General features: G+C 66.5%; 20 protein-coding genes. 9 read left to right on the forward strand and 11 right to left on the reverse strand.

Translation table 11 applies throughout. The features are described from left to right. Nucleotides 1-81 precede the first annotated feature (81 nt). Nucleotides 82-561: a thioredoxin-dependent thiol peroxidase gene (gene bcp / locus DBZ45_RS13440; RefSeq protein WP_111904393.1), complete on the forward strand. Its 480-nt coding sequence runs from the start codon at nucleotides 82-84 to the stop codon at nucleotides 559-561. A gap of 180 nt (nucleotides 562-741) precedes the next feature. On the opposite strand, the gene purU is transcribed toward bcp, so the two are convergent. The 7 genes from purU to glyA are packed head-to-tail and all read right to left on the reverse strand — an operon-like array spanning nucleotide 742 to nucleotide 9,551. After that, nucleotides 742-1,641 (reverse strand): formyltetrahydrofolate deformylase, encoded by a 900-nt coding sequence (purU, locus tag DBZ45_RS13445; protein ID WP_111904394.1) that lies wholly within the window; start codon nucleotides 1,639-1,641, stop codon nucleotides 742-744. A 4-nt stretch (nucleotides 1,642-1,645) separates the two neighbouring features. Further along, complete coding sequence (locus DBZ45_RS13450; protein ID WP_111904395.1) at nucleotides 1,646-3,019, reverse strand: L-serine ammonia-lyase; 1,374 nt, start codon at nucleotides 3,017-3,019, stop codon at nucleotides 1,646-1,648. Continuing rightward, the gene (locus DBZ45_RS13455; RefSeq protein WP_111904396.1) at nucleotides 3,019-3,654 is read right to left on the reverse strand and encodes a sarcosine oxidase subunit gamma; all 636 of its coding nucleotides are present in this window, start codon (nucleotides 3,652-3,654) and stop codon (nucleotides 3,019-3,021) included. Before DBZ45_RS13455 ends, DBZ45_RS13450 begins: the two co-directional genes overlap by 1 nt. Next, nucleotides 3,647-6,598: a sarcosine oxidase subunit alpha family protein gene (locus tag DBZ45_RS13460; RefSeq protein WP_111904397.1), complete on the reverse strand. Its 2,952-nt coding sequence runs from the start codon at nucleotides 6,596-6,598 to the stop codon at nucleotides 3,647-3,649. Before DBZ45_RS13460 ends, DBZ45_RS13455 begins: the two co-directional genes overlap by 8 nt. After that, nucleotides 6,595-6,966 (reverse strand): sarcosine oxidase subunit delta, encoded by a 372-nt coding sequence (locus DBZ45_RS13465; RefSeq protein ID WP_102971526.1) that lies wholly within the window; start codon nucleotides 6,964-6,966, stop codon nucleotides 6,595-6,597. The genes DBZ45_RS13460 and DBZ45_RS13465 overlap by 4 nt, the downstream gene beginning before the upstream one ends. Nucleotides 6,967-6,993: 27 nt before the next feature. Continuing rightward, nucleotides 6,994-8,214 carry a sarcosine oxidase subunit beta family protein gene (locus DBZ45_RS13470; RefSeq protein WP_111904398.1) on the reverse strand — a complete coding sequence of 407 codons (1,221 nt, stop codon included), beginning with the start codon at nucleotides 8,212-8,214 and terminating at the stop codon, nucleotides 6,994-6,996. Further along, nucleotides 8,211-9,551: a serine hydroxymethyltransferase gene (gene glyA, locus DBZ45_RS13475; protein ID WP_111904399.1), complete on the reverse strand. Its 1,341-nt coding sequence runs from the start codon at nucleotides 9,549-9,551 to the stop codon at nucleotides 8,211-8,213. The genes DBZ45_RS13470 and glyA overlap by 4 nt, the downstream gene beginning before the upstream one ends. 144 nt (nucleotides 9,552-9,695) lie before the next feature. On the opposite strand from glyA, the gene DBZ45_RS13480 reads away from it, so the two are divergent. Next, the gene (locus DBZ45_RS13480; RefSeq protein ID WP_111904400.1) at nucleotides 9,696-10,367 is read left to right on the forward strand and encodes a GntR family transcriptional regulator; all 672 of its coding nucleotides are present in this window, start codon (nucleotides 9,696-9,698) and stop codon (nucleotides 10,365-10,367) included. Nucleotides 10,368-10,454: 87 nt separating this feature from the next. Here DBZ45_RS13480 and DBZ45_RS13485 read toward each other — a convergent pair whose 3' ends face one another. Next, nucleotides 10,455-10,997 carry a hypothetical protein gene (locus DBZ45_RS13485; RefSeq protein WP_111904401.1) on the reverse strand — a complete coding sequence of 181 codons (543 nt, stop codon included), beginning with the start codon at nucleotides 10,995-10,997 and terminating at the stop codon, nucleotides 10,455-10,457. A 223-nt stretch (nucleotides 10,998-11,220) separates the two neighbouring features. Here DBZ45_RS13485 and DBZ45_RS13490 point away from each other — a divergent pair, with 223 nt between their 5' ends. Further along, nucleotides 11,221-12,225 (forward strand): EAL domain-containing protein, encoded by a 1,005-nt coding sequence (locus DBZ45_RS13490; protein WP_146617524.1) that lies wholly within the window; start codon nucleotides 11,221-11,223, stop codon nucleotides 12,223-12,225. A gap of 84 nt (nucleotides 12,226-12,309) precedes the next feature. Here the strand turns inward: DBZ45_RS13490 and hxlA are convergent, their stop codons facing one another. After that, entirely contained in the window at nucleotides 12,310-12,933 is a 624-nt protein-coding gene (hxlA, locus tag DBZ45_RS13495) for a 3-hexulose-6-phosphate synthase (protein ID WP_111904403.1), read from the reverse strand. 75 nt (nucleotides 12,934-13,008) lie between these two features. Beyond that, nucleotides 13,009-13,617: a 6-phospho-3-hexuloisomerase gene (gene hxlB / locus DBZ45_RS13500; protein WP_440130519.1), complete on the reverse strand. Its 609-nt coding sequence runs from the start codon at nucleotides 13,615-13,617 to the stop codon at nucleotides 13,009-13,011. 149 nt (nucleotides 13,618-13,766) lie between these two features. Here hxlB and DBZ45_RS13505 point away from each other — a divergent pair, with 149 nt between their 5' ends. The 4 genes from DBZ45_RS13505 to DBZ45_RS13520 all read left to right on the forward strand — a co-directional run bounded on the left by DBZ45_RS13505 (nucleotide 13,767) and on the right by DBZ45_RS13520 (nucleotide 18,864). Continuing rightward, entirely contained in the window at nucleotides 13,767-15,086 is a 1,320-nt protein-coding gene (locus tag DBZ45_RS13505; RefSeq protein ID WP_223257078.1) for a helix-turn-helix transcriptional regulator, read from the forward strand. A 47-nt stretch (nucleotides 15,087-15,133) separates the two neighbouring features. Next, nucleotides 15,134-15,706, forward strand: coding sequence for a GNAT family N-acetyltransferase (locus tag DBZ45_RS13510; RefSeq protein WP_111904405.1), 573 nt, complete (start codon nucleotides 15,134-15,136; stop codon nucleotides 15,704-15,706). Nucleotides 15,707-15,784: 78 nt separating this feature from the next. Then, the gene (locus DBZ45_RS13515) at nucleotides 15,785-16,600 is read left to right on the forward strand and encodes an IclR family transcriptional regulator (protein WP_111904406.1); all 816 of its coding nucleotides are present in this window, start codon (nucleotides 15,785-15,787) and stop codon (nucleotides 16,598-16,600) included. Between the two features lie 365 nt (nucleotides 16,601-16,965). Beyond that, a complete protein-coding gene (locus DBZ45_RS13520; protein WP_111904407.1) occupies nucleotides 16,966-18,864 on the forward strand; it encodes a BCCT family transporter in 1,899 nt (632 codons plus the stop codon). A 170-nt stretch (nucleotides 18,865-19,034) separates the two neighbouring features. Here the strand turns inward: DBZ45_RS13520 and DBZ45_RS13525 are convergent, their stop codons facing one another. Continuing rightward, nucleotides 19,035-19,358 (reverse strand): DUF6457 domain-containing protein, encoded by a 324-nt coding sequence (locus tag DBZ45_RS13525; protein ID WP_111904408.1) that lies wholly within the window; start codon nucleotides 19,356-19,358, stop codon nucleotides 19,035-19,037. A 324-nt stretch (nucleotides 19,359-19,682) separates the two neighbouring features. Between DBZ45_RS13525 and DBZ45_RS13530 the strand changes: the two genes are divergently transcribed. Next, on the forward strand, nucleotides 19,683-20,825 hold the full coding sequence (locus tag DBZ45_RS13530) for an S-(hydroxymethyl)mycothiol dehydrogenase (RefSeq protein ID WP_111904409.1): 1,143 nt from the start codon (nucleotides 19,683-19,685) through the stop codon (nucleotides 20,823-20,825). Beyond that, the coding region (locus DBZ45_RS13535) for an MBL fold metallo-hydrolase (protein WP_111904309.1) at nucleotides 20,822-21,373 on the forward strand (552 nt) is incomplete at its 3' end. The genes DBZ45_RS13530 and DBZ45_RS13535, both read left to right, overlap by 4 nt.

Genomic DNA, 21,373 nt, shown 5'->3' on the forward strand with positions numbered 1-21,373 from the left:
TGCTGTTATCCATATCAGTCCGATCAGTCATTGTGCTTGACCAGATTTTTCGCTCGACCCAGATCCATCAGAAGGAATGCCATGAGCCCCAAACTGACCACCAAGCTCCAGCCCGGAACCCAGGCGCCCGACTTCACCCTGCAGGACGCAGAAGGCAAGCAGACCACGCTGGCCGACTACCGCGGCAAGAACGTCATCGTGTACTTCTACCCCGAGGCTGCCACCCCCGGCTGCACCACCGAAGCCTGCGACTTCCGCGACAACCTGGCCTCGTTCCAGGGCTCCGGCTACGCGGTGCTGGGCATCTCCCCCGACGCACCGGAGAAGCTGGCCAACTTCACGGGCGACTTCGGGCTCACCTTCCCGCTGCTGGCTGACGAGGACCACTCCGTTGCCCTGGCCTACGGCGCCTGGGGCGAGAAGCTCATCGACGGCGAGGTCCACGAGGGCATCGTCCGCTCCACCGTGGTCCTGGATCCCGAAGGCAAGGTCACGCTGGCCCAGTACCAGGTCAAGGCGCAGGGCCACGTCCAGGCGCTCCGCGAACAGCTCAGCGTCTAACCCCGGACGCTCTCTCACTTAAAGCAGCGTTTTCACCAACGCTCTCTCAGTTTTCGCAGCTTAACCAGTAACCCTCCTGCATGGACTGCAGGAGGGTTACTGGTTAAGCGGCAGGACCTGATAGAGCGTCCGTGGAAGAGCGGCAGGGAGTGAGAGAGCGTCCCCAGTTCAGGACCAGGATTACTTCAGGACCACCGTGCGGTTGCCGTTCAGGATGATCCGGCCTTCACAGTGCCAGCGGACGGCGTTGCTGAGCGCCTTGCACTCGGTGTCCCGGCCCGCGGCGACCAGGTCCTCGGGACCGAAGGTGTGGTCCACCTCCACCACCTGCTGCGCGATGATGGGGCCCTCATCGAGCTCCGCGTTCACGTAGTGAGCGGTGGCGCCCACGGTCTTCACGCCGCGGGCGTAGGCCTGGTGGTACGGCTTGGCACCCTTGAACGACGGCAGGAACGAGTGGTGGATGTTGATTGCCTTGCCGTCCAGCTTCCGCGCCAGGTCGTCGCTGAGGACCTGCATGTAGCGGGCCAGCACCACCAGCTCGACGTCGAGCTCGTCCACGATTTCCAGCAGCCGAGCCTCCGCCTGCGGCTTGGTGGCCGCAGTGACAGGGACGTGGAAGAAGGGGATGTCGTGCCACTCCACCAGGGTCTGGTGGTCGGTGTGGTTGGACACCACGCCCACGACCTCGATGGGAAGCTCCCCCACCCGGGCCCGGAAGAGCAGGTCGTTGAGGCAGTGGCCGAACTTCGAGACCATGATCAGGACCTTGCGGCGCGACCCGTTCGGCTCCAGCCACCACTTCATGTCGTACTTCTCCGCAACAGGCGTGAACCCGGCACGCAGCTGCTCCAGCGTGGATTCGTTGCCGTCGGACGCGAAATGCACCCGCATGAAGAAGTGGCCTTCGGACCGGTCGCCGAACTGCTTGTTGTCGATGATGTCGCAGCCGTACTCCAGCAGGAAGCCGGAGACGGCGTGCACGATGCCCGGGCCTTCGGGGCAGTCCAGGGTCAGGACGTGCTCGACGCCGCTGTTGGCCTGCCCGGAGGCGCGGTTCTCAGTCTGGATAGCAGTCATGGTTTCAGCACTCAATCACATTCACGGCGAGGCCTCCTCGAGAGGTTTCCTTGTACTTGGTTTTCATGTCGGCGCCGGTTTCGCGCATTGTCTTGATGGCCTTGTCCAGCGACACCTTGTGGCTGCCGTCCCCGTGCAGGGACAGGCGCGCGGCGTTGATGGCCTTGACGCTGGCGATCGCGTTCCGCTCGATGCACGGGATCTGCACCAGGCCGCCCACGGGGTCGCAGGTCAGCCCGAGGTTGTGTTCGATCCCCACCTCGGCGGCGTTCTCCACCTGTTCGGGCGTGCCACCCAGCACCTCGCACAGCCCGGCGGCCGCCATGGAGCAGGCCGAGCCCACCTCGCCCTGGCAGCCCACCTCCGCACCGGAGATGGAGGCGTTGATCTTGAACAGAATCCCGACGGCGGCTGCCGCCAGCAGGAAGCGGACCACACCGTCGTCGTCCGCCCCTGGAACAAACTTCACGTAGTAGTGCAGGACCGCCGGCACGATTCCTGCCGCCCCGTTGGTGGGGGCCGTGACGATGCGGCCGCCGGCCGCATTCTCCTCGTTGACCGCCAGCGCGAAGAGGTTCACCCACTCCATGGCCCTGAGTGGATCCGTCACACCAGTGTCCGCCGTCAGCGTCCGGTACAGCTGCGGCGCCCGCCGCCTCACGTTCAGCCCGCCGGGCAGGATGCCTTCCGCGGCGCAGCCGTTGTCCACGCATTCGCGCATGACGGCCCACAGCTTCAGCAGCTCCTCGCGGAGCTCCGCCTCGCTGCGCCACACCAGTTCATTGGCGAGCATCACGTCCGAGATCGACATGTTTTCGCTGCTGCAGATCTCCAGGAGCTCATTTGCGGTAGTGAAGGGGTACGGCAGCGGGGTTTCGTCCGCCACCACCTTGGCGCCGGCGTCGGCATCACCGTCAACGACGAAGCCGCCGCCGATGGAGTAGAAGCTCCGTTCGCTCAGCATCGTGCCGGCGTGGTCCAGGGCGCGGAAGGTCATGCCGTTGGGGTGGGCCGGCAGCGACTTGCGCCGGTGCAGCACCACGTCCTCGTCCCAGTTGAAGTCCACCCGGTGGTCCCCGCCGATCCGCAGTTCGGCGTCCAGTGCAGCGGCTGCCACCTGGTCGTCGGCGGTTGAGGTGTCCACCGTTTCCGGGTCCAGGCCCTGCAGGCCCAGCACCACGGCCTTATCGGAACCGTGGCCCCGGCCGGTGGCACCGAGGGACCCGAACAGCTCCGCCTGGACCCGGGTGGTGGAGCTCAGCAGCCCGCCGCCCTTGAGCCCGTCGGCGAACTGCTTCGCCGCCCGCATCGGGCCGACCGTGTGTGACGACGACGGCCCGATGCCAACGGAAAACAGGTCCAGGGCGCTTAGCGCCATCAGGGCACCTCGGGGGAAGCGAACTCCCTCATGGCGTCCAGCAGCCAGCGGCCCAGGTAGTCCGCGAACGAGGCGCGGGGAAACAGCCGGAAGCTTTCGTCCCCGGTCTTGAACAGGACCACCGGGATGTTGCCGACCTCGGTGTTCAGGGCTGTGCCCGGCTTGAGGACGCGCGGGTGGAGGTCCAGGGCGCAGCCCTTTTCCAGCACTGCCCGGGCCTGCGGGCCGGACAGCTCAAACGTGGTGCGGTTGGCGGACAGGTCCACCACCTGCCCGGCGGCGTCGCCCAGGGCGGACTTGAGGGAGCCGATCAGGTCCCCGCCCAGGGAGTCGTGGGCGTCTTCCGGCGCCACGACCAGGAACTCCTGCGGGGCGAGCCACAGGACGCTGACGCGGTCCGTGCCGCGGACTTCGCCGCAGCGCACCGGCAGGCCGCCGGTGACGGAGCCGATCCGGGTGCCGGCCTCGGAACTGGGGTCCACGCGGACGCCGGCCATGGTCTGGAACGGGCCCTCGTTGAGGGTGACTGTTCCCTGCACGGACCCGGCGTCGAATGCTTCGGCCAGGTGGGAGGCTGGGCTGCGGCGGATTTCCCGGAGTCCATTGATGCCTGTGAAGGCTGCGGTGTTAGCCATCTTTGCGGGTCCCTTCGGGGTCAAACAGTACGGTTTCTGCCACGACTACGTCGACGAGTTGGTTGCCGGCGGCGGCCACCAGGGTCTCGCCGATCCGGTTGCGGCCGTTCTTGATCAGGGCCAGCCCGAACGAGCGGCCCAGAGCGGCACTGTGGTAGCTGGAGGTCACGAAGCCCTGCATCGGGACCGGGCCGTAGGCAGGGTTCGCCGGGATGCCCTTCTCGATCAGCTGCGTTCCTTCCGGCAGCCTCAGCGAGCCGTCCACCGGCAGAACGCTGACCAGGTGCTTGCGGTCATCGCGCTGCTGGTCCAGCCGGGAGTAGGAGCGCTTGCCGATGAAGTCCTTGGCCTTGGAGACGATCCATTCCATGCCGGCGTCCTGCGGGGTGACGGTGCCGTCCGTGTCCTGCCCGACGATCGGGTAGCCCTTCTCGGCACGCAGCACGTGCATGGTCTCGGTGCCGTACGGGGTGATGTTGAACTCGGCACCGGCCGCGGCCACGGATTCCCAGGTGTTCAGCCCGTACCAGGACGGCACGTTGATTTCGTAGGCCAGTTCACCGGAGAACGAGATCCGGCAGATGCGGGCCTGCACGCCGGACGCGAGCGTGGTTTCGCGGAAGGTCATGAACGGGAACGCCTCGGCATCCAGTCCGCCGTTGGCGGCCAGTTCCGGGGCAACCTTGGCGATGACGTCGCGGGACTTGGGCCCGACGACGGCGATCGTGCTCCACTGTTCGGTCACCGAGGTGCAGTGCACGTCGAGTTCCGGCCATTCGGTCTGCAGCCATTCCTCCAGCCAGTCCAGCACCTTGGCGGCGCCGCCGGTGGTGGTTGTCATGAAGTAGGTTTCCTCGTCCAGGCGCAGGGTCACGCCGTCGTCGAAGATCATGCCGTCCGATAGGCACATGACGCCGTAGCGGGCGGAACCCGGGGCAAGCTTCTTGAACGCGTTGGTGTAGATCCGGTTCAGGAACTCACCGGCGTCCTTGCCGCGGATCTCGATCTTGCCGAGGGTGGTGGCGTCCATGAAGCCCACGGAATCGCGGACGGCGGCGCACTCGCGAAGCACTGCCTCGTCCATGTCCTCGCCGTTCTGCGGGTAGTACCAGGGACGCTTCCACTGCCCGACATCCTCGAACAGTGCGCCCTGGGCAACGTGCCACGGGTGGATGGAGGTGACGCGGGCGGGGTCGAACAGCTCGCCGCGCTGGCGTCCGGCCAGGGCCGCGAAGGCCACCGGCGTGAACGGCGCGCGGTAGGTGGTGGTACCGATGTCGCCGATGCCCCGGGAGGCCTCGCCGGCCTGGCGGAGTGCCGCGGCGATGACGCCGATGGCGTTCACGCCGGACGTCTTGCCCTGGTCGTTGGCGGTGCTGATGGAGGTGTAGCGCTTGACGTGCTCCACGGACCGCATGCCGGCGCCGGTGGAGCGCAGGACGTCGGCCACGGACTGGTCACGCTGGAAGTCGACGAAGTGGTGGTGCCAGTCGTCGGGGGTTCCGGTCTGGCCGGGGACCAGCCACAGCTGGCGGGTCGGGGCGGACGCCTTCGGCTCCGCCAGTGGCGAGGGCTCAACCGCGGACTCGAAGCCGGCGGCGATCGCTGCTGCGGATCCGGCCGAGATGCCCTCGGCCAGGCAGTCAGCGAGTTCGAAGCTGCCGCGGCCGGAGCCGATGGTCTGCTGGTTCGGGACCACGGTGGCCGGCACGAAGGCCGCGAGGTCCTCGTCCCAGCGCAGCTTGCCCTGGCGCTGCGAGTGCAGGTGCACCAGTGGGCTCCAGCCGCCGGACACCGCCAGCAGGTCGGCGGCGATCTCTTCGATGCCCGAGGTGAGTTCGCCGTCGTCGTTGATGCTGCGGACGGTGACGCCGTTCAGCCGGCCGTCTGCTGCCTCCTCCGAAGCGGAGGTGTTGGCAACGGCGCTGCCGATCAGTACCCGGGTGCCGGCCTCGACGGCGGCGGCAGCCACCTGCGTGAGGGCGGGACGGGCGTCGACGACGGCCGCGACCTTGACGCCGGCGGCGCGCAGGTCCGAAGCAAGCGCGTAGGCGGAGTCGTTGGTGGTGCTGATGACCACGCGCTGCCCGGCGGCCACGGCGTAGCGGTTGAGGTAGCTGCGGACGGCCGAGGCGAGCATGATGCCGGGGCGGTCGTTGTTCTCGAACACCAGCGGACGCTCGTGGGCGCCGGGGGCCAGGACAACCTGGCTGGCACGGATGTGCCAAATACGCTGGCGGGAGACGCCTGCTGCGGCCGGGCTGGTGAGGTGGTCGGTGCGGTTCTGGACGCCGATGACGTAGTTGGCGTCGTAGGCGCCGAAGGCGGTGGTCCGGTTCAGCACGGTGCTTTCGGCGCCGGAAACCAGCTCGGCCTCGACGTCGGCAACCCATTCAAGGGCGGGCTTGCCCTCGATGGTTTCCGCCAGTTCCGGGGCGGTGGATCCGGACAGCAGCGACCCGCCGAGTTCGGGCTGGTCGTCCATGAGGATGACCCGGGCGCCGCTGCGGACGGCTTCGCGGGCAGCGGCCAGGCCGGCGGGGCCGCCGCCGATCACCAGGACGTCGGCGTGGACGTACTTCTTGTCGTACTCGGCACGGTCGTCCGCCGGGTCCAGCTTGCCGAGGCCGTTCAGGAAGCCAGCTTTCAGGCCGTCCACCAGGGAAACGGTGGTGGCCGGGAGCATGGACTCGGCAACATCGCCGGGGAACCGGGCCTCGATCCGGACCAGGGCGTTGGGCTCTTCCACGCCGGCGGCCAGGATGCCGCGGGCGCGGTCCTCGTACAGGGAGTTGCCGGCGGCGACGCGGCCGTTGGCCAGCAGCGCGGAGGCCAGTGTGTCGCCCGGGTGCCCGGTGAATTCCTCGCCGTCCACGGTGAAGCGCCAGGAGATGCTGCGGTCGATGCGGCCGCCGGTGCTGAGGCGCGCGTTCTGGGAGGTCACTTGGTCGCTCCTTCCGGGGCGGTGCTGGGGCTGAGGGGGGTGGTGCTGGCGGCGCCGGTGCTTGCGGTGCCGGTGTCAGCTGCCGGGGGGAAGGGCGCGGCGGGCCGCGGCACCCCCATCGGGTAGACGGCCTGGATGTCGTATGTGACCGTGTCGCGGAGCATGTTGAACCACTGCCGGCAGCCGGTGCTGTGCACCCACCGTTCCGCGAAGGTGCCTTTGGTGTTCTCTCGGTAGAACAGGTACTCGGCCCATTCCCGGTCGGTGAGGTCGTTGGGGTTCTCGGGGTACGGCACGTGGGCCTGGCCGCCGTAGTGGAACTCGGTTTCGTCCCGCGAGCCGCAGTTGGGGCAGGAGATAAGCAGCATGTGCGTCTTCTTTCTTGTGGACCGTGGCTAGTGGGCGACGGCGGCAGCGCCGTGTTCGTCGATCAGGGCACCGGTTTCGAAGCGTTCCAAGGCGAAAGGCTTGTTCAGCTTGTGCGGTGCGCCGGTGGCGATGGTGTGCGCGAAGGTCAGGCCGGCAGCCGGCGTGCCCTTGAAGCCGCCGGTTCCCCAGCCGCAGTTGACGAACATGTTGTCCACCGGGGTGGTGCCCACGATCGGTGAGGCATCCAGCGTGGTGTCCACGATGCCGCCCCAGGTCCGGAGCACGTGGGCCCGGGCAAAGATCGGGAACAGCTCGACGGCGGCCGCCATCTGGTGCTCGATCACGTGGAAGGAGCCCCGCTGGCCGTAGCCGTTGTAGGAGTCGACGCCGGCGCCCATGACCAGTTCGCCCTTGTGCGCCTGGGAGACGTACACGTGGACGTGGTTGGACATGACCACCGTGGGGTGGACCGGCTCGTGCAGCTCGGACACCAGTGCCTGCAGCGGGTGGGACTGGATGGGGAGCCGGAAGCCGGCCATCTCCGCCAGGACCGAGCTGTGTCCGGCGGCGCACAGGCCCACTTTTTCGGTGTTGATGGTGCCGCGGTTGGTCTTGACGCCCACCACGCGGTTGCCGTCCTTGACGAAGCCGGTGACTTCACAGTTTTGGATGATGTCCACGCCGAGTTCGTCGCACTTGCGGGCGAAGGCCCAGGCGACGTGGTCGTGCTTGGCGATGCCGGCCCGCGGCTGGTAGGTGGCGCCCATGACCGGGTAGCGGATGTCATCGCGGATGTTCAGGATGGGGCAGAGTTCCTTGACCTGCTGCGGGTCCAGCCACTCCGCGTCCACGCCGTTGAGCTTGTTGGCGCCCACGCGGCGGATGCTCTCGCGCACATCGCCCAGGGTGTGGGCCAGGTTCATCACGCCGCGCTGGCTGAAGAGGAAGTCGTACTCCAGCTCCTCGGGCAGGATCTCCCACAGCTTGAGGGCGTGCTCGTAGATGGCGGCGCTCTCGTCCCAGAGGTAGTTGGAACGGATGATGGTGGTGTTGCGCGCCATGTTGCCGCCGGCCAGCCAGCCCTTTTCCAGGACGGCGATGTTGGTCATGCCGTGGTTCTTGGCCAGGAAGTACGCGGTGGCCAGGCCGTGCCCGCCGCCGCCGACGATCACGGCGTCATAGGAGGACTTGGGCTCCGGGTTGTGCCACAGGAAATCCGGGTGCTCCGGGAGCTGCTGGGTGCTCACTGGGCCGCTCCAATCATGTCGTTTTCAAACGCGGCAATCTCGGTTGCGCCGCTGAGCTGGGGGTACAGGGGGAACTGCTCGGCGAGTGCAGTGACGCGGGCGCGGAGTTCGACGGCGGTGCCGTCGTCGAGCGTTCCGGTGCCCGCCGCGGCAGTGAGGGCCGTGGCGATGATGTCCGCGACCTCGGTGAATGCGGCGGCGCCGAAGCCGCGGGTGGCCAGCGCGGGGGTGCCGATCCGGAGGCCGGAGGAGACCATCGGCGGGCGGGGGTCGAACGGGACGGCGTTGCGGTTGACGGTGATGCCGATGCGGTGCAGCACGTCCTCTGCCTGCTGGCCGTCCAGTTCTGAGTTCCGCAGGTCAACGAGGACCAGGTGGACGTCAGTACCGCCGTTGACCACCGTGATGCCGGCGGCTTCGACGTCGGGCTGCAGGAAGCGTTCGGCGAGCAGCTTGGCGCCCTCCAGGACGCGCTCCTGGCGTTCCTTGAAGCCCTCGGTTGCGGCGAGCTTGAAGGCCACAGCCTTGGCGGCGATCACGTGCTCCAGCGGGCCGCCCTGCTGGCCGGGGAAGACGGCGCTGTTGATCTTCTTGGCGTACTGCTCCTTGGCGAGGATGACGCCGCCGCGGGGGCCGCCCAGGGTCTTGTGCGTGGTGGTGGTGACGACGTCGGCGTACGGCACCGGGTTGGGGTGGAGGCCGGCGGCGACGAGGCCGGCGAAGTGGGCCATGTCCACCATCAGGTAGGCGCCGACGAGGTCGGCGATCCGGCGGAACTCGGCGAAGTCGAGCTGGCGGGAGTAAGCGGACCAGCCGGCCACGATGAGCTTCGGCTTGTGCTCGAGGGCCAGGGCCTCCACCTCGGCCATGTCCACCCGGAGGTCGGATTCACGCACGTGGTACGGGACCACGTTGTAGAGCTTGCCGGAGAAGTTGATCTTCATGCCGTGGGTGAGGTGGCCGCCGTGGGCCAGGGAAAGGCCGAGGATGGTGTCGCCCGGGTTCAGCAGCGCGAACATGGCGGCGGCGTTGGCCTGCGCGCCGGAGTGCGGCTGAACGTTGGCGAACTCGGCGCCGAACAGTGCCTTCACGCGGTCGATGGCCAGCTGCTCGACGACGTCGACGTGCTCGCAGCCGCCGTAGTAGCGCTTGCCCGGGTAGCCCTCGGCGTACTTGTTCGTGAGGACCGAACCCTGCGCCTCCATGACGGCCGCAGGAGCGAAGTTCTCCGAGGCGATCATTTCCAGCGTGGACTGCTGGCGGTCCAGTTCGCGGGCAAGGGCTTGCTGGATCTCGGGATCGACTGCGGAAAGTCGGTCGTTCAACTGCTCAACCACGAATACTCCTTATGAAATACCACTTTGCTGATGACTGATATATCAGTGTGAGGTCAATGGTATGATTGAGCTCACAACAGAGTCAATAGCAGGGAGCAAAGTGACAACCAGCTTCCGCTTGGAGCCCACGAACGGAGTCCCGCTGTGAATGCTCTTCCCGCCATGCCGCCCGCCGAGGACGAAACGCTGTCCCAGGCCGAGGCTGCGTACAGGCAGTTGCGCGACAAACTGATCATGCTGGACATCCGCCCGGGCGAACCCATCAACGATGGCCAGCTGGCAGCTGAGCTGGGGTTTGGGCGCACCCCCGTGCGTGAGGCCATCAAGCGGCTGGAAGTGGACCACCTGGTGGTGTCCTACCCGCGCCGGGGAACATTCGCCACCACGGTGGACTTCACGGAACTGGCCGACGTCTCCGAAATCCGGGAACTGCTGGAACCACTCGCGGCCCGCCGGGCCGCCAAGCGGGCCAACACCGCTATGCGCGAGGAACTCCTGGACGTTGCGAAGGCCATCTCGGAACTGGCGCCCACCCCCGCCCAGTCGCGGGAGCTCATGCGCTACGACCTGACGGTGCACCGCCTGATCTACCGCGCCGCGGCCAACCCGCACCTCGAGGACACCCTGATCCGTTACGACAACCTGGCCACCCGCATCTGGTGCCTGGTCCTGGACAAGGTCCCCTCGGTAAGCGGCCACATCAGCGAGCACGTGGACCTGCTCAAGGCCGTGGCGGAGGGGGACGCGGACAAGGCCGGCGAGCTCGCGCTGCACCACGTCACGAGCTTCGAGGAGACCATCCGCAAGGTGCTGTAGGCGGCAGCAAATGCGGAAGCGCTGGGGGAACAAGAAATCCCCCGGGGTGCGCTCCCGGGGGATTCTCGCCTAATCGGATGGTCAAAGTCAGTGGCCGCCGCCCCCGATCACGCCCTTCTCAACGGCCTTCGTGACCGCGTCAGCTTCGGCCTGGGTCAGGGTGCCATCCTTGACGGCCGTGTCCAGCTTGGTCTTCAAGGCTGCCGCGCGCTCCGCCTGGCCGGCAGCGCGGATTTCCGTCAGCGCCGCAGTGACCTTGGATTCGCCGACGCCGAGGGCCGTCGCCAGGGACTTGGCCATTGCCGCGTCCTGGGCGGTGCGGTCAGGCTTGGCGCCCTCAGTGGGCGCCGCCGTCGGCTTGTTGGCCTCGCGGAACGCCCGGATCGCCTCGGTCACCTTCGCTTCGTCAACACCCAGCTTGCTGGCAAGGTCCGCCGCGACGTGGCCGCGGTCACCACCCTTGTGGCCCCGGAAGCCGTCAGTCGATGCGCTGCTGTCCGCCGACGTGCTCGACGTTGCGCTGGGGCTCGGGGTGGTGGCAGCTGAGGCCATTCCCGTAACGCCCAGGCCTGCGCCCAGCGCCAGCGCGCCGGCGGTGATGCCGAGGGTAATTCTCTTGGTTCTTGACATGGTGTCTCCTTGATCGGCCGTGCGGTACGGCTTTGAACGGAAGGGCATCTGTCCTAGCCCTTGATCAAAGATCCGGCAGCAGCATAGGGCGCCGCTGTTCAGAAACTGTCAGGAGGCTGTGAACCCTGAACCGCGTCCAAAATCTTCGCGCGCTGGCCTGGCCCACCCCGTGGCGGCATCCTCTCGATCGCGGCATCAACTACCGAGGAGTAATGTGAAGGCCATGGACGAGTCGCCTCCGGACGGTGAACATACACCGGAACTGTTCCGCAACGTGGACGGAGAAACACTCCGGCGCCAGGTGCTGGAGATCATCAGCGATGTCCTGGCGGACTCCGATCCGCAGAAGGCCTGGGCCAGGGACCAACTGCTCCACCTGCTGGCGGCCCACATGGACGACCCCGAACAGGCGCTGCTGCACCACCTGATCAGCACCAGGAACGTCCCCGATTCCTCACATGAGGATTCATTGGAGGATTCTTCCGGGAACACCCCGGCCGCGCCGGGAAAGAGGATGCTGCTGACGGCCTTCCAGCCCATCAGGCAACTGCCGGGCGGAGAAGTGATCGGGGTTGAGGCGCTGGCACGGTTCGTCAGCCACGAAGGGACCAGCGCAGACGTTTGGTTCCGGGGAGCCGCGGCCATGGGACTGGGGCCGGACCTGGAAATTGCAGCCCTGCACCTCGCCCTTTCCGCGGCAGGAGAAATTCCGCCCCACCTTTTTGCGTCAGTCAACCTCAGCCCCGCCGCCTGCGCCGATCCCCGCGTTCAGGCACTGATGCTGGGAGGGACCGTCGACCCGGAGCGGATGGTTATCGAAATCATGGGTGATATAACGGACCGGGACCTGACAGCCCTCACCGCAGTCCTGAGCCCGCTGCGCCAACACGGTGTGCGTCTAGCCGTGGACGGCTCGGGGCCGGCGGCCACCTCGGCGAAGCAGATCCTCCATCTGCTCCCGGACATCATCAAAGTCGACCGCGACTTCCTCGCCGGCGCCGTCACTTCAGGACACCAGCCAGCCACAGCCCCCTTCGTTTTCGCACTGGCCGAGCAGACCGGCGCGACGCTGTCCGCGGAGGGAATCGAAAGCGCAGACGAACTCGCCGCCGTTGTGGAATTGGGAATCACCAGAGGCCAGGGCTATCTGCTCGGCAGGCCATCGGTGGATCCCCGGGACTGGGCGGCGTGGACCGGTGAAACTGACCCGGCGGAGGACCGCGGATAAAGATTCCTGGCAGCTGGTAGGGCGCACCGGAACTCGCCTGAACACGGCTCGTTCCGGCACGCCCTCCCTGCAGCTGGACCGGACTTAGATGATCGCCGCGCGCAGTTCCTTGGCGGCCAGTTCCGGGTCAGCGGCGCTGTAGATGGCACCGCCGGCGACGGCCACATCGGCGCCCGCCCGCTGGACGGCTTCAATCGTGGAGAGGTTCACGCCACCGGCGACGGAGAACGGGACGCGGGCTTCCTCGCCGGCGCTCAGCAGCACGTTCAGGTTGTAGCCGGGCTGGGCCTGCTCGTCCAGGCCGGCGTGCATCTCGACGAACTTCGCGCCCAGGGCGCGGACTTCCTTGGCGCGGGTCACCTTGTCCTTGACGCCGATCAGGTCCACAACGACGCCCTTGCTGTGGGCCTTGGCTGCCTGGACGGCACCGGCGATGGTGGAGTCGTCGGCTGCGCCCAGCACGGTGATCAGGTCGGCGCCGGCCTTGAAGGCGATGTCGGCTTCGAGTTCGCCGGCGTCCATCGTCTTGAGGTCCGCGAAAACGATCTTGTCCGGGTGCGCGTTCTTGATGGCGGTAATGGCGGAAAGCCCTTCGCTCTTCACCAGGGGCGTGCCAAGCTCGATGATGTCCACATGCTCGGCGACCTTGCCGGCAAGTTCGAGGGCGGCTTCGGTGGTGAGGAGGTCGATTGCGACTTGCAGTTTCATGTGTTTCTTCCTTGGTTTGCGAGGGTTTTGGTGGATGGGCGGCGTGAGGGCCAGCTGGGTTCGGAACCCGCAGGGCTACTCGAGGTTGGCGTGGCGCAGCCAGAGGTCTTCCGCAGCAGCAGCATCCTCTTCCCAGAGGCTTTGGAATACTGCCTCGGTGGTGGTGAACAGCACCTGCTCGAACAGGCTCCCTGAGTACTGGCGCGAGGCCGCCGACCCGTGGTCCGTCTTCTGCACGCCCGGGATAACGACGACGGCGGACGCCGCCTCTGCGAGCGGGGAACCGGGGTTGGTGGTGTAGACAGCCACCCGCGAGCCCTGGGCGGCGGCCATCTGTGCTGCCTTCACGACGCTTGAAGTCGTGCCGGAGCCGGAGGCAGCGAGCAGGACATCCCCGGTACGGATGGCGGGAGCGGTGGTCTCGCCCACCACATGCACCGTCAGCCCCAGGTGCATGAGCCTCATGGCGGCCATCTTCAGGACGAGGCCGCTGCGGCCCGCGCCGGTGACGAAGATCCGCTCCGCATCCTTGATTTCCGATGCCAGGGCGGCAACCTGTCCCGGATCCACCCGGGCGGCGGTCCGCTGGATCTCATCCAGGACCAGGAGCTGGTTCCTGGTGACCGATGCTGCCGGAACTGCGGTGGACGTTCCTGCCGGCGCGGCGGGAACGGCGTCCGTGATGACACTCAAGGGTTACCTCCTTCGGGACGATGTTGCCCTTCCATCTTCGAACGCTAAACGGGTGGGCACCACGGCATGATCGGACGGTTCTACCCACCCAAACGGATAGGCATTGACCCGGATTCCCCTACAATGGATGGGTGTCTGCCATCACCGAAGCCACCATCCCTCCCGCCACGCCCGAGGGCGCCGAAGGCCTGAAGCCCCTGCTGGAGGCGATCGCACGGCTGTCCGCGGCTCCGCTGTCCCAGATCGCCCAGCGCCTGCACCAGGCCACGCTCCCCTACCTGCGGAGCAGCGCCCTGGTGATCTTTACCGAAGATTGCACGGGCCGCCCGCAGAAGAAGTCCGGCGACGAGGCCGTCATCAGCCAGGTGTCCATCGCCGAACTGGACGCCATCCGGGCGGCACTTTCAGGAAGCGAAACCTGGCATGGCCGGACACCGATCGGCGGGCAGGAGCGCACTGTCCTTGCCCTCCCCTCACCCACAAATGCTCTTCTGGTTCTGGTCGATCCCCAGCCGGCGGCGGGCGAAGCCGGAGGGGGATCTTCAGGGCAGGAAGTTCCGGTGCCATGGCTGGTCCGCTACCTGTGGACCCTGACGGCCGAGCGTATCCGCGAAAAGGTGGCGGATGCACCGCCGTCGTACCTCATCGAATCCCGGGCGGCGTCCGCCGAACGGGTCAGGGTGACGGCGGAGCTGGTGGACCGGCATTCGACCACGCTGGAGACCCTGCTTGCCGCGCTGCGCTCCCCCTCCCTCGCTGACGAGGCGGCACGGAAGTCCGCCACGGACGTTGCCGCCAAGGCCCTGGTGGAACTGCGGACGCTGAACGACCGCACCACCGAACTCGTCGAAGAACCTGTTGCCACGGCGTTCCAGCGCCTCCGGGAGGATCTTCGCCCGCTCATGCACTTCAGCGGCATCGACGTCCAGTTCATCGAGCCGCCGGTCAACGGCCGGGCACTTCCCGGCGAAGTTGCGCACGCTGCCCGCGCCATCGTCCGGGGCCTGGTGCTGGCCATGGTCGAACAGCCGGACGTGCGGCGCATCCGCACCCAGTGGGACTGCGACGGCGAAAACCTCCTCATCAACGTGCGCGATGACGGCCTGGGCAGCCTGTCCGCCGAGGCCCCCAGCATCGCGCGCCTGGCGCAGCGCGTTGAGGTCCTGGACGGCCGGATGACGATTGACCTGATGCAGGGCTGGGGCGCCGACGTCGCCGTCACCCTTCCCCTGGATCCACCCGGGCGCACGCTGCCCGACGTTGCCGCCTGGAACCTGGGTGACCGCGAACTCGAGGTCCTCCAGCTGCTCGCGGCCGGGCAGCGCAACCGGGCGATCGCAGCCAAGCTGCACGTCAGCGAGAACACCGTGAAGTTCCACCTCCGCAATATCTACCGCAAGCTCGGCGCCACATCGCGCACCGAGGCGATCGCCCTGGCGCACAGCAGCGGCCTGCGGTAGGGAAACTGCCGCTTGCCCCCGCCGCAAACCGGTGACAGGGTGGCGGCATGGCGATCGAAGTTCGTCCCGCGACGCAGTTTGAAGACGTCAAAGCGGTGGTCGGGCCCAAGCGGCCGGACGCAACGGTGTGCTGGTGCCTCAGCTACCGCATCCCGTCAAAGCAGAACGTGGAGCTTCGGGGCGCCGCCCGCGGGGAACTGGTCCAGGAGTTGCTCGCCCAGGATCCGCCGCCCGGGGTGCTGGCGTACGACGGCGGCGAGGCAGTTGGGTGGGCAGGCGTCCATCCCCGCGCCGATACCAGCTTCGCCCGCAACCGCCGGATTCCCCACATGGACGATCTGGACGTGTGGTCGGTGTGGTGCATCCGGGTCCGGCCGGGGTACCGGGGAAGGGGAATCTCCCATCGGCTGCTGCAGGGCGCCGTCGACTTTGCGCGCTCCCACGGCGCGCCCGTCATTGAGGGCTACCCCGTGGACAACGAGGGCAAGAAGGTGGACCTCACCATGGCCTACGTGGGCACGCGCAAACTCTTCGAGGAGGCCGGTTTCGCCAAGGCCGCGGATACGGACTCCATCCTCAACGGCTTCCCGCGGGTACTCATGCGCCTTGAGCTGGGCTGATTGGGCACGACGCCGGGCGCCGTTACACGGCTTACGGCGTTGTCGGCTCCGTCACACTTCCCGGCATAGGATCAGGACATGGCTTCGAATAATGTCCTTGAATCCGATGCCGACGCGGAGGGCGAAGGCGGCCAGCAGGGCGGCGTCCAGTCCGTCGACCGGGCTCTCGCTGTGCTGGAGATACTGGCCCGCGACGGCCATGCAGGCGTGAGCGAAATCGCCGGGGAGATGGGCATCCACAAGTCCACAGTTTCCAGGCTGCTGGGTTCGCTCGTAGTCAGGGAGATGGTCCACCAGAACAGCGAACGGGGCAAGTATCAGCTGGGCTTCGGCATCCTGCGCCTGGCCAGTTCCATTCCCGGCCGGCTTAGCCTGGTCCGCGAGGCGCGCCCGGTACTCGAAAACCTGGCCGAGGAATTCAAGGAAACCGTCAACCTCGCCGTTCTCCGCTCCAATTATGCCGTCAACGTGGACCAGGCCATGGGGCCGTCAACCCTGGCCACCTTCGACTGGGTGGGAAGCCTGACGCCCTTGCACGCGACGTCGAGCGGGAAAGTCCTGCTGGCAGCGCTGACCGCAGACGAACGTGAGCGCATCCTGAAAGAGACAGGACTGCCGGCCCGGACACCCCGGACCATCACCCGGCGCGACAAACTCGAAAAGCAGCTGGTCGACGTCGTCCACAACGGCTACGCGGTGACCCTCGAAGAGTTCGAAATAGGGCTGAATTCCATGGCGGTGCCGGTCTACAACCACTTGGGAACGGCGATCGGGGCGGTCAGCATCTCCGGCCCGGCCTTCCGCTTCGACCCGGAAAAGACACCCGGCCTCATCGAGGGCCTGGGCCAGGCAGGCCTGCGGATCAGCGCCAACATGGGCTATACGCGGCGTTAAGCTGCCCCCGCCAGCGCGGTTTCCGCCACGTGTGCCTGGAGATGCTTTATGCGCAACAGCTCTCACAAAGAGCAACAACATCTGCATCATAGGCGCACTGTCAAGAGATGGATGTCGCAGGAGAAATGTCTTGACAACGCGTGTGAGCTGGCGCACTCTGTTGCTGAAGGCGAAGTGTGTTGATTACTGCGGAACTAGCTGGGCAGCCGCTCAGGCGAACTGCCCATCCGCATTCACGAGGTCAAGATCGTCGACGGCGACCGTCATGACCATCGACTCCGAGGACGAGCCGGACCGAACGCCGGGCGTAACCGCCTGCGGCCCGCGGCCGAGCCGTCCCACATATTCAGTGAAGGAAACCCCTCATGACAATCAATAGTGACGTCACTATCGATGAAAGCAGTGAAGACGACCGGTCCTCGGGGGTGGACCCGGCGTTGGAACGAGATCCTGCTCCTCCCCAGGAAGACCTGCAGATCCTGCAGGCCCTGCGGGAAACCGAATCAGAACATGAAGAAGCGCGGCGCAGCAGCCTGCTGTTCAGGAAGGGAGGCATTGACAAGGTGGTGTTCGGCGTCGCCGGACTGCTCACCCTGGCCTTCGTTATCTGGGGATTTGCCGGCAGGGAGAACCTGGCCACCACCTCCCAGGTGGTCCTTGATTGGGTCATGAAAAACACCGGCTGGCTGTTCGTTGCCCTCTCCTCCCTGTTCGTGGTCTACGTGCTCTGGCTGGCGGTCAGCCGCTTCGGGAACATCCCGTTGGGGAAAGACGCGGAAAAGCCCGAGTACTCCATGGTCTCGTGGGTCTCGATGATGTTCGCGGCCGGCATGGGCATCGGCCTGATGTTCTATGGCGTGGCCGAGCCGCTTTATCACTACATCTCCCCGCCGCCAGGCACGGTTGACGGCCAGACTCCCGCGGCGGTCCAGACGGCAATGGCAACCTCGATCTTCCACTGGACCCTGCACCCGTGGGCCATGTACGCGGTGGTGGGCGTTGCCATGGCCTACGGAACCTACCGGCTCGGCCGCAAGCAGCTCATTTCCGCCGTCTTCACGTCCCTGTTCGGAATCCGCAGGGTGGAAGGTCCCATCGGCAAGGTCATCAACATGCTGGCCATCTTCGCCACACTTTTCGGCACCGCTGCGTCGCTGGGCCTGGGTGCTCTGCAGATCGGCAGCGGCATGGCCTCCAACGGCTGGATCAACGGCCAGCTTGCCACTCCCGTGCTCGTAGTCATCGTTGCCGTACTCACGGCTTGCTTCGTGGCCTCGGCCGTCTCCGGCATCAGCCGCGGCATCCAGTGGCTGTCCAACATCAACATGGTCCTGGCTGCAGTCCTGGCCGTTATCGTGTTCGTGGCCGGGCCGACGCTCTTCATCCTGAACCTGATCCCGGCGGCAGTTGGCGACTATGCACGGGACCTGGCCGAGATGGCCTCGCGGACCGAAGCCGTCGGCGATGACGCCCTGCGCACGTGGATGTCCGGCTGGACCATTTTCTACTGGGCCTGGTGGGTGTCCTGGACGCCCTTCGTTGGCCTGTTCATCGCCCGCATCAGCCGCGGCCGCACCATCCGCCAGTTCGTCACCGGCGTCCTGCTGGTCCCCAGCATCGTCAGCGTGATCTGGTTCGGCATCTTCGGCGGGGCCGCCATCAACATCCAGGCCACCGCAGACGCCACCCCGGACACCGGCGATGGCCTCGCCAAGATCGTCGACGGGGCTCCCTCAATTTCCTTCGACGGCGCCCTGTTCGACCTGCTCCACCACCTCCCCCTTCCCAACGCCATTGCCGGCGCGGTCGCTGTCCTGGCGATGGTTCTGGTGGCCATCTTCTTCGTCACCGGCGCCGATGCGGCCTCCATCGTGATGGGATCGCTCAGCTCCGACGGCGCAGAAGAACCACGCCGGGGAGTCGTCATCTTCTGGGGTGCCCTCACGGGAGCCGTTGCCGCAGTGATGCTCCTCGCCGGCGGCGACAAGCCTGCCGAGGCGCTCGCCGGACTGCAGCGGATCACCATCGTGTCAGCCCTGCCCTTCGTGCTGGTGATGTTCCTGATGTGCTTTGCCCTCACGAGGGACCTGCGCCGGGACCCGCTGTCGCTGCGCGCGCGGCTGGTGACCTCCGTCGTCGAGCGCTCCATTCGCAGTGGGGTGGAACAGCACGGCGGCGTCCAGTTCGATCTGGTCACCAAACACGAATGCGATGAACGGTGCGCCAAGAGTGAGCTTGAGCCCGGCGGGGACAAGCACCACTGAGTAAGAGGGCGGCCTGCTCCCGAAACGACCGGGAGCAGGCCGCTCTAACGCTTGTCCTCCAGTAGAAACGCACTCGCTGCCCTAGGAAAGGCATCCCGGATGGCATCGACGTCCACAATCACACACGCTGAAACGGAACCGGACGAACGCCCCGTTGATGACTGCGACTATCACGGCTGTTTGTTCTGTTCCGGCCCCGAGACCGACTGACTGCCGGCTCGCTGCTCGCACAGCCGGAACGCGATGTCTGCGGCCCGGGCGGTCGCCGCCCTGGACCCCTCAGAACCCGCGCTTTCCCTTCCGGCTTCCTGGCCGGCCACGTAGCCCACCATGAAGGCTGTCACCGGTGCTGCAGCATGGATTACTGAATCCGCAGATTTCCTGGCCAGATCCAGCAGCAGCTCTTGATCGACGTCGAGATCCGGGATCTGCAGCGCCCTCGCTAGCTGCTTGCACCACTCGCCCAGGATCTGCATCTCATCATCGACAGCCATGATCTCTCCTTGTACAGCACACTTCCGCTTTCGAGCTGGTGCCCTGACCCTACAAGGCCTGGCCACGTAAGTCACCCGGCTTTTACTGGTTTTCCCAGCTCCGAGATACGTTGACGGAGCCAAGGACCGGCGCATACGATCGCTTATATATCAGTTATTTATCTCACGCATACCAAAGGCATATCAGTCGTTCGGGCCCCGCTGAGGCCACACCCAAAGACCTCCGGCTACCGCCAGCTCCCCGCGTACGGGCAGCGCGTAAGCGCCGCTGATAGCGACGGGTCGAATGTGCCGGGCCGCAAAACCCGAAAGGAACACCTACTCATGGTTCATAAAGTCAAGGCTGTTGTTGTTAGGGCGAAGGATGCTCCGGTGTCGGTGGAGACGATTCTGGTTCCGGATCCGGGGCCGGGCGAGGCCCTGGTGGACATCCTGACGTGCGGGGTGTGTCATACGGACCTGCATTACAAGCTGGGCGGTATCGGGGATGACTTCCCGTACCTGTTGGGCCATGAGGCTACCGGTGTGGTTTCCGCTGTGGGTGAGGGTGTGACCGAGGTTGCCCCGGGTGACCGGGTGATCCTGAACTGGCGTGCGGTGTGCGGGCAGTGCCGGGCGTGCGCGAAGGGCCAGCCGCAGTACTGCTTCAACACGGCCAACGCCACGCAGAAGATGACCCTGGAGGACGGCACCGAGCTGTCCCCGGCGTTGGGGATCGGGGCGTTCGCGGAGAAGACGCTGGTCGCTGCCGGGCAGTGCACGAAGGTCGATGAGGACGCGGACCCGGCCGCCGTGGGCCTGCTGGGCTGCGGTGTGATGGCCGGCATTGGCGCGGCCATTAACACCGGTGAGGTCAAGCGCGGGGAGTCGGTGGCCGTGATCGGCTGCGGCGGGGTGGGCATCGCCGCGATTGCCGGCGCGAAGCTCGCCGGTGCCACCACGATCATCGCCGTGGACATCGACGAGAACAAGATCGAGATGGCCAAGTCCCTCGGCGCGACCCACGGGGTGAACTCCCGCACCTCTGACCCGGTCGAGGCGATCCGGGCCCTCACGAACGGGAACGGCGCGGACGTGGTGATCGAGGCCGTCGGCCGGCCCGAAACGTACAAGCAGGCCTTCTACGCCCGCGACCTTGCCGGCCGCGTGGTCCTGGTCGGTGTCCCGACCCCGGAGATGGTCCTGGAGTTGCCGCTGCTGGATGTGTTCGGGCGGGGCGGGTCGCTGAAGTCCTCCTGGTACGGGGACTGCCTGCCCTCCCGCGACTTCCCGATGCTCGTGGCCCACTACAAGGCCGGCAACCTGGACCTGGACGCGTTCGTCTCCGAACGGATCACCATCGACCAGGTCGAGGAAGCCTTCGACAAAATGCACGAAGGCAAAGTCCTCCGCTCCGTCGTCGAAATCCAGCCCGCGCCAGCCTCCTCCACAGCTGCTGCTGCCGAGCCGGCGGGGGCCTCGGCATGAGCGTGAGGATCGAAAACCTTGTCACCTCGGGCACGTTCTCGCTCGACGGCGGGACCTGGGATGTGGACAACAACGTCTGGATCGTCGGCAACGACACCGAGTGCGTGATCATTGATTCCCCGCACGACGCCGCCGCGATCATCAACCAGGTCCGCGGCCGTACGGTGAAGGCGATCCTGCTCACCCACGCGCACAACGACCACATCGGTGCCGCACGCCAGGTCGCCGACGCCGTCGGCGCGCCGATCCACCTGAACCCGGAGGACCAGGTCCTCTGGGAACAGGTCTACCCCGGCACCACCCCCGATGCGGCCATCGCGGACGGGGACGAGTTCCAGGTCGGCGGCGCCACCCTGAAGGCCATCCACACCCCAGGTCACTCACCCGGGTCCACCTGCTTCCACCTCGAAGCAGAGCACACCGTGTTCACCGGAGACACCCTGTTCAACGGCGGACCCGGCGCCACCGGCCGCTCCTACAGCGACTACCCCACCATCCTGACCTCCATCCGCGAACGGCTCCTCACCCTCCCGCCGGAAACCACCGTC

This window comes from Arthrobacter globiformis, assembly GCF_003261175.1.
GTDB lineage: Bacteria > Actinomycetota > Actinomycetes > Actinomycetales > Micrococcaceae > Arthrobacter > Arthrobacter globiformis_A.

What these genes read in the sequence shown, in the direction of transcription:
- purU (WP_111904394.1), bottom strand. Translation starts at nt 1,641, where the DNA reads ATGACTGCTATCCAGACTGAGAACCGCGCCTCCGGGCAGGCCAACAGC.
- DBZ45_RS13530 (WP_111904409.1), top strand. Translation starts at nt 19,683, where the DNA reads ATGGTTCATAAAGTCAAGGCTGTTGTTGTTAGGGCGAAGGATGCTCCG.
- DBZ45_RS13520 (WP_111904407.1), top strand. Translation starts at nt 16,966, where the DNA reads ATGACAATCAATAGTGACGTCACTATCGATGAAAGCAGTGAAGACGAC.
- bcp (WP_111904393.1), top strand. Translation starts at nt 82, where the DNA reads ATGAGCCCCAAACTGACCACCAAGCTCCAGCCCGGAACCCAGGCGCCC.
- DBZ45_RS13485 (WP_111904401.1), bottom strand. Translation starts at nt 10,997, where the DNA reads ATGTCAAGAACCAAGAGAATTACCCTCGGCATCACCGCCGGCGCGCTG.
- DBZ45_RS13510 (WP_111904405.1), top strand. Translation starts at nt 15,134, where the DNA reads ATGGCGATCGAAGTTCGTCCCGCGACGCAGTTTGAAGACGTCAAAGCG.
- DBZ45_RS13450 (WP_111904395.1), bottom strand. Translation starts at nt 3,019, where the DNA reads ATGGCGCTAAGCGCCCTGGACCTGTTTTCCGTTGGCATCGGGCCGTCG.
- DBZ45_RS13515 (WP_111904406.1), top strand. Translation starts at nt 15,785, where the DNA reads ATGGCTTCGAATAATGTCCTTGAATCCGATGCCGACGCGGAGGGCGAA.
- DBZ45_RS13525 (WP_111904408.1), bottom strand. Translation starts at nt 19,358, where the DNA reads ATGGCTGTCGATGATGAGATGCAGATCCTGGGCGAGTGGTGCAAGCAG.
- DBZ45_RS13490 (WP_146617524.1), top strand. Translation starts at nt 11,221, where the DNA reads ATGGACGAGTCGCCTCCGGACGGTGAACATACACCGGAACTGTTCCGC.
- DBZ45_RS13465 (WP_102971526.1), bottom strand. Translation starts at nt 6,966, where the DNA reads ATGCTGCTTATCTCCTGCCCCAACTGCGGCTCGCGGGACGAAACCGAG.
- DBZ45_RS13455 (WP_111904396.1), bottom strand. Translation starts at nt 3,654, where the DNA reads ATGGCTAACACCGCAGCCTTCACAGGCATCAATGGACTCCGGGAAATC.
- hxlA (WP_111904403.1), bottom strand. Translation starts at nt 12,933, where the DNA reads ATGAAACTGCAAGTCGCAATCGACCTCCTCACCACCGAAGCCGCCCTC.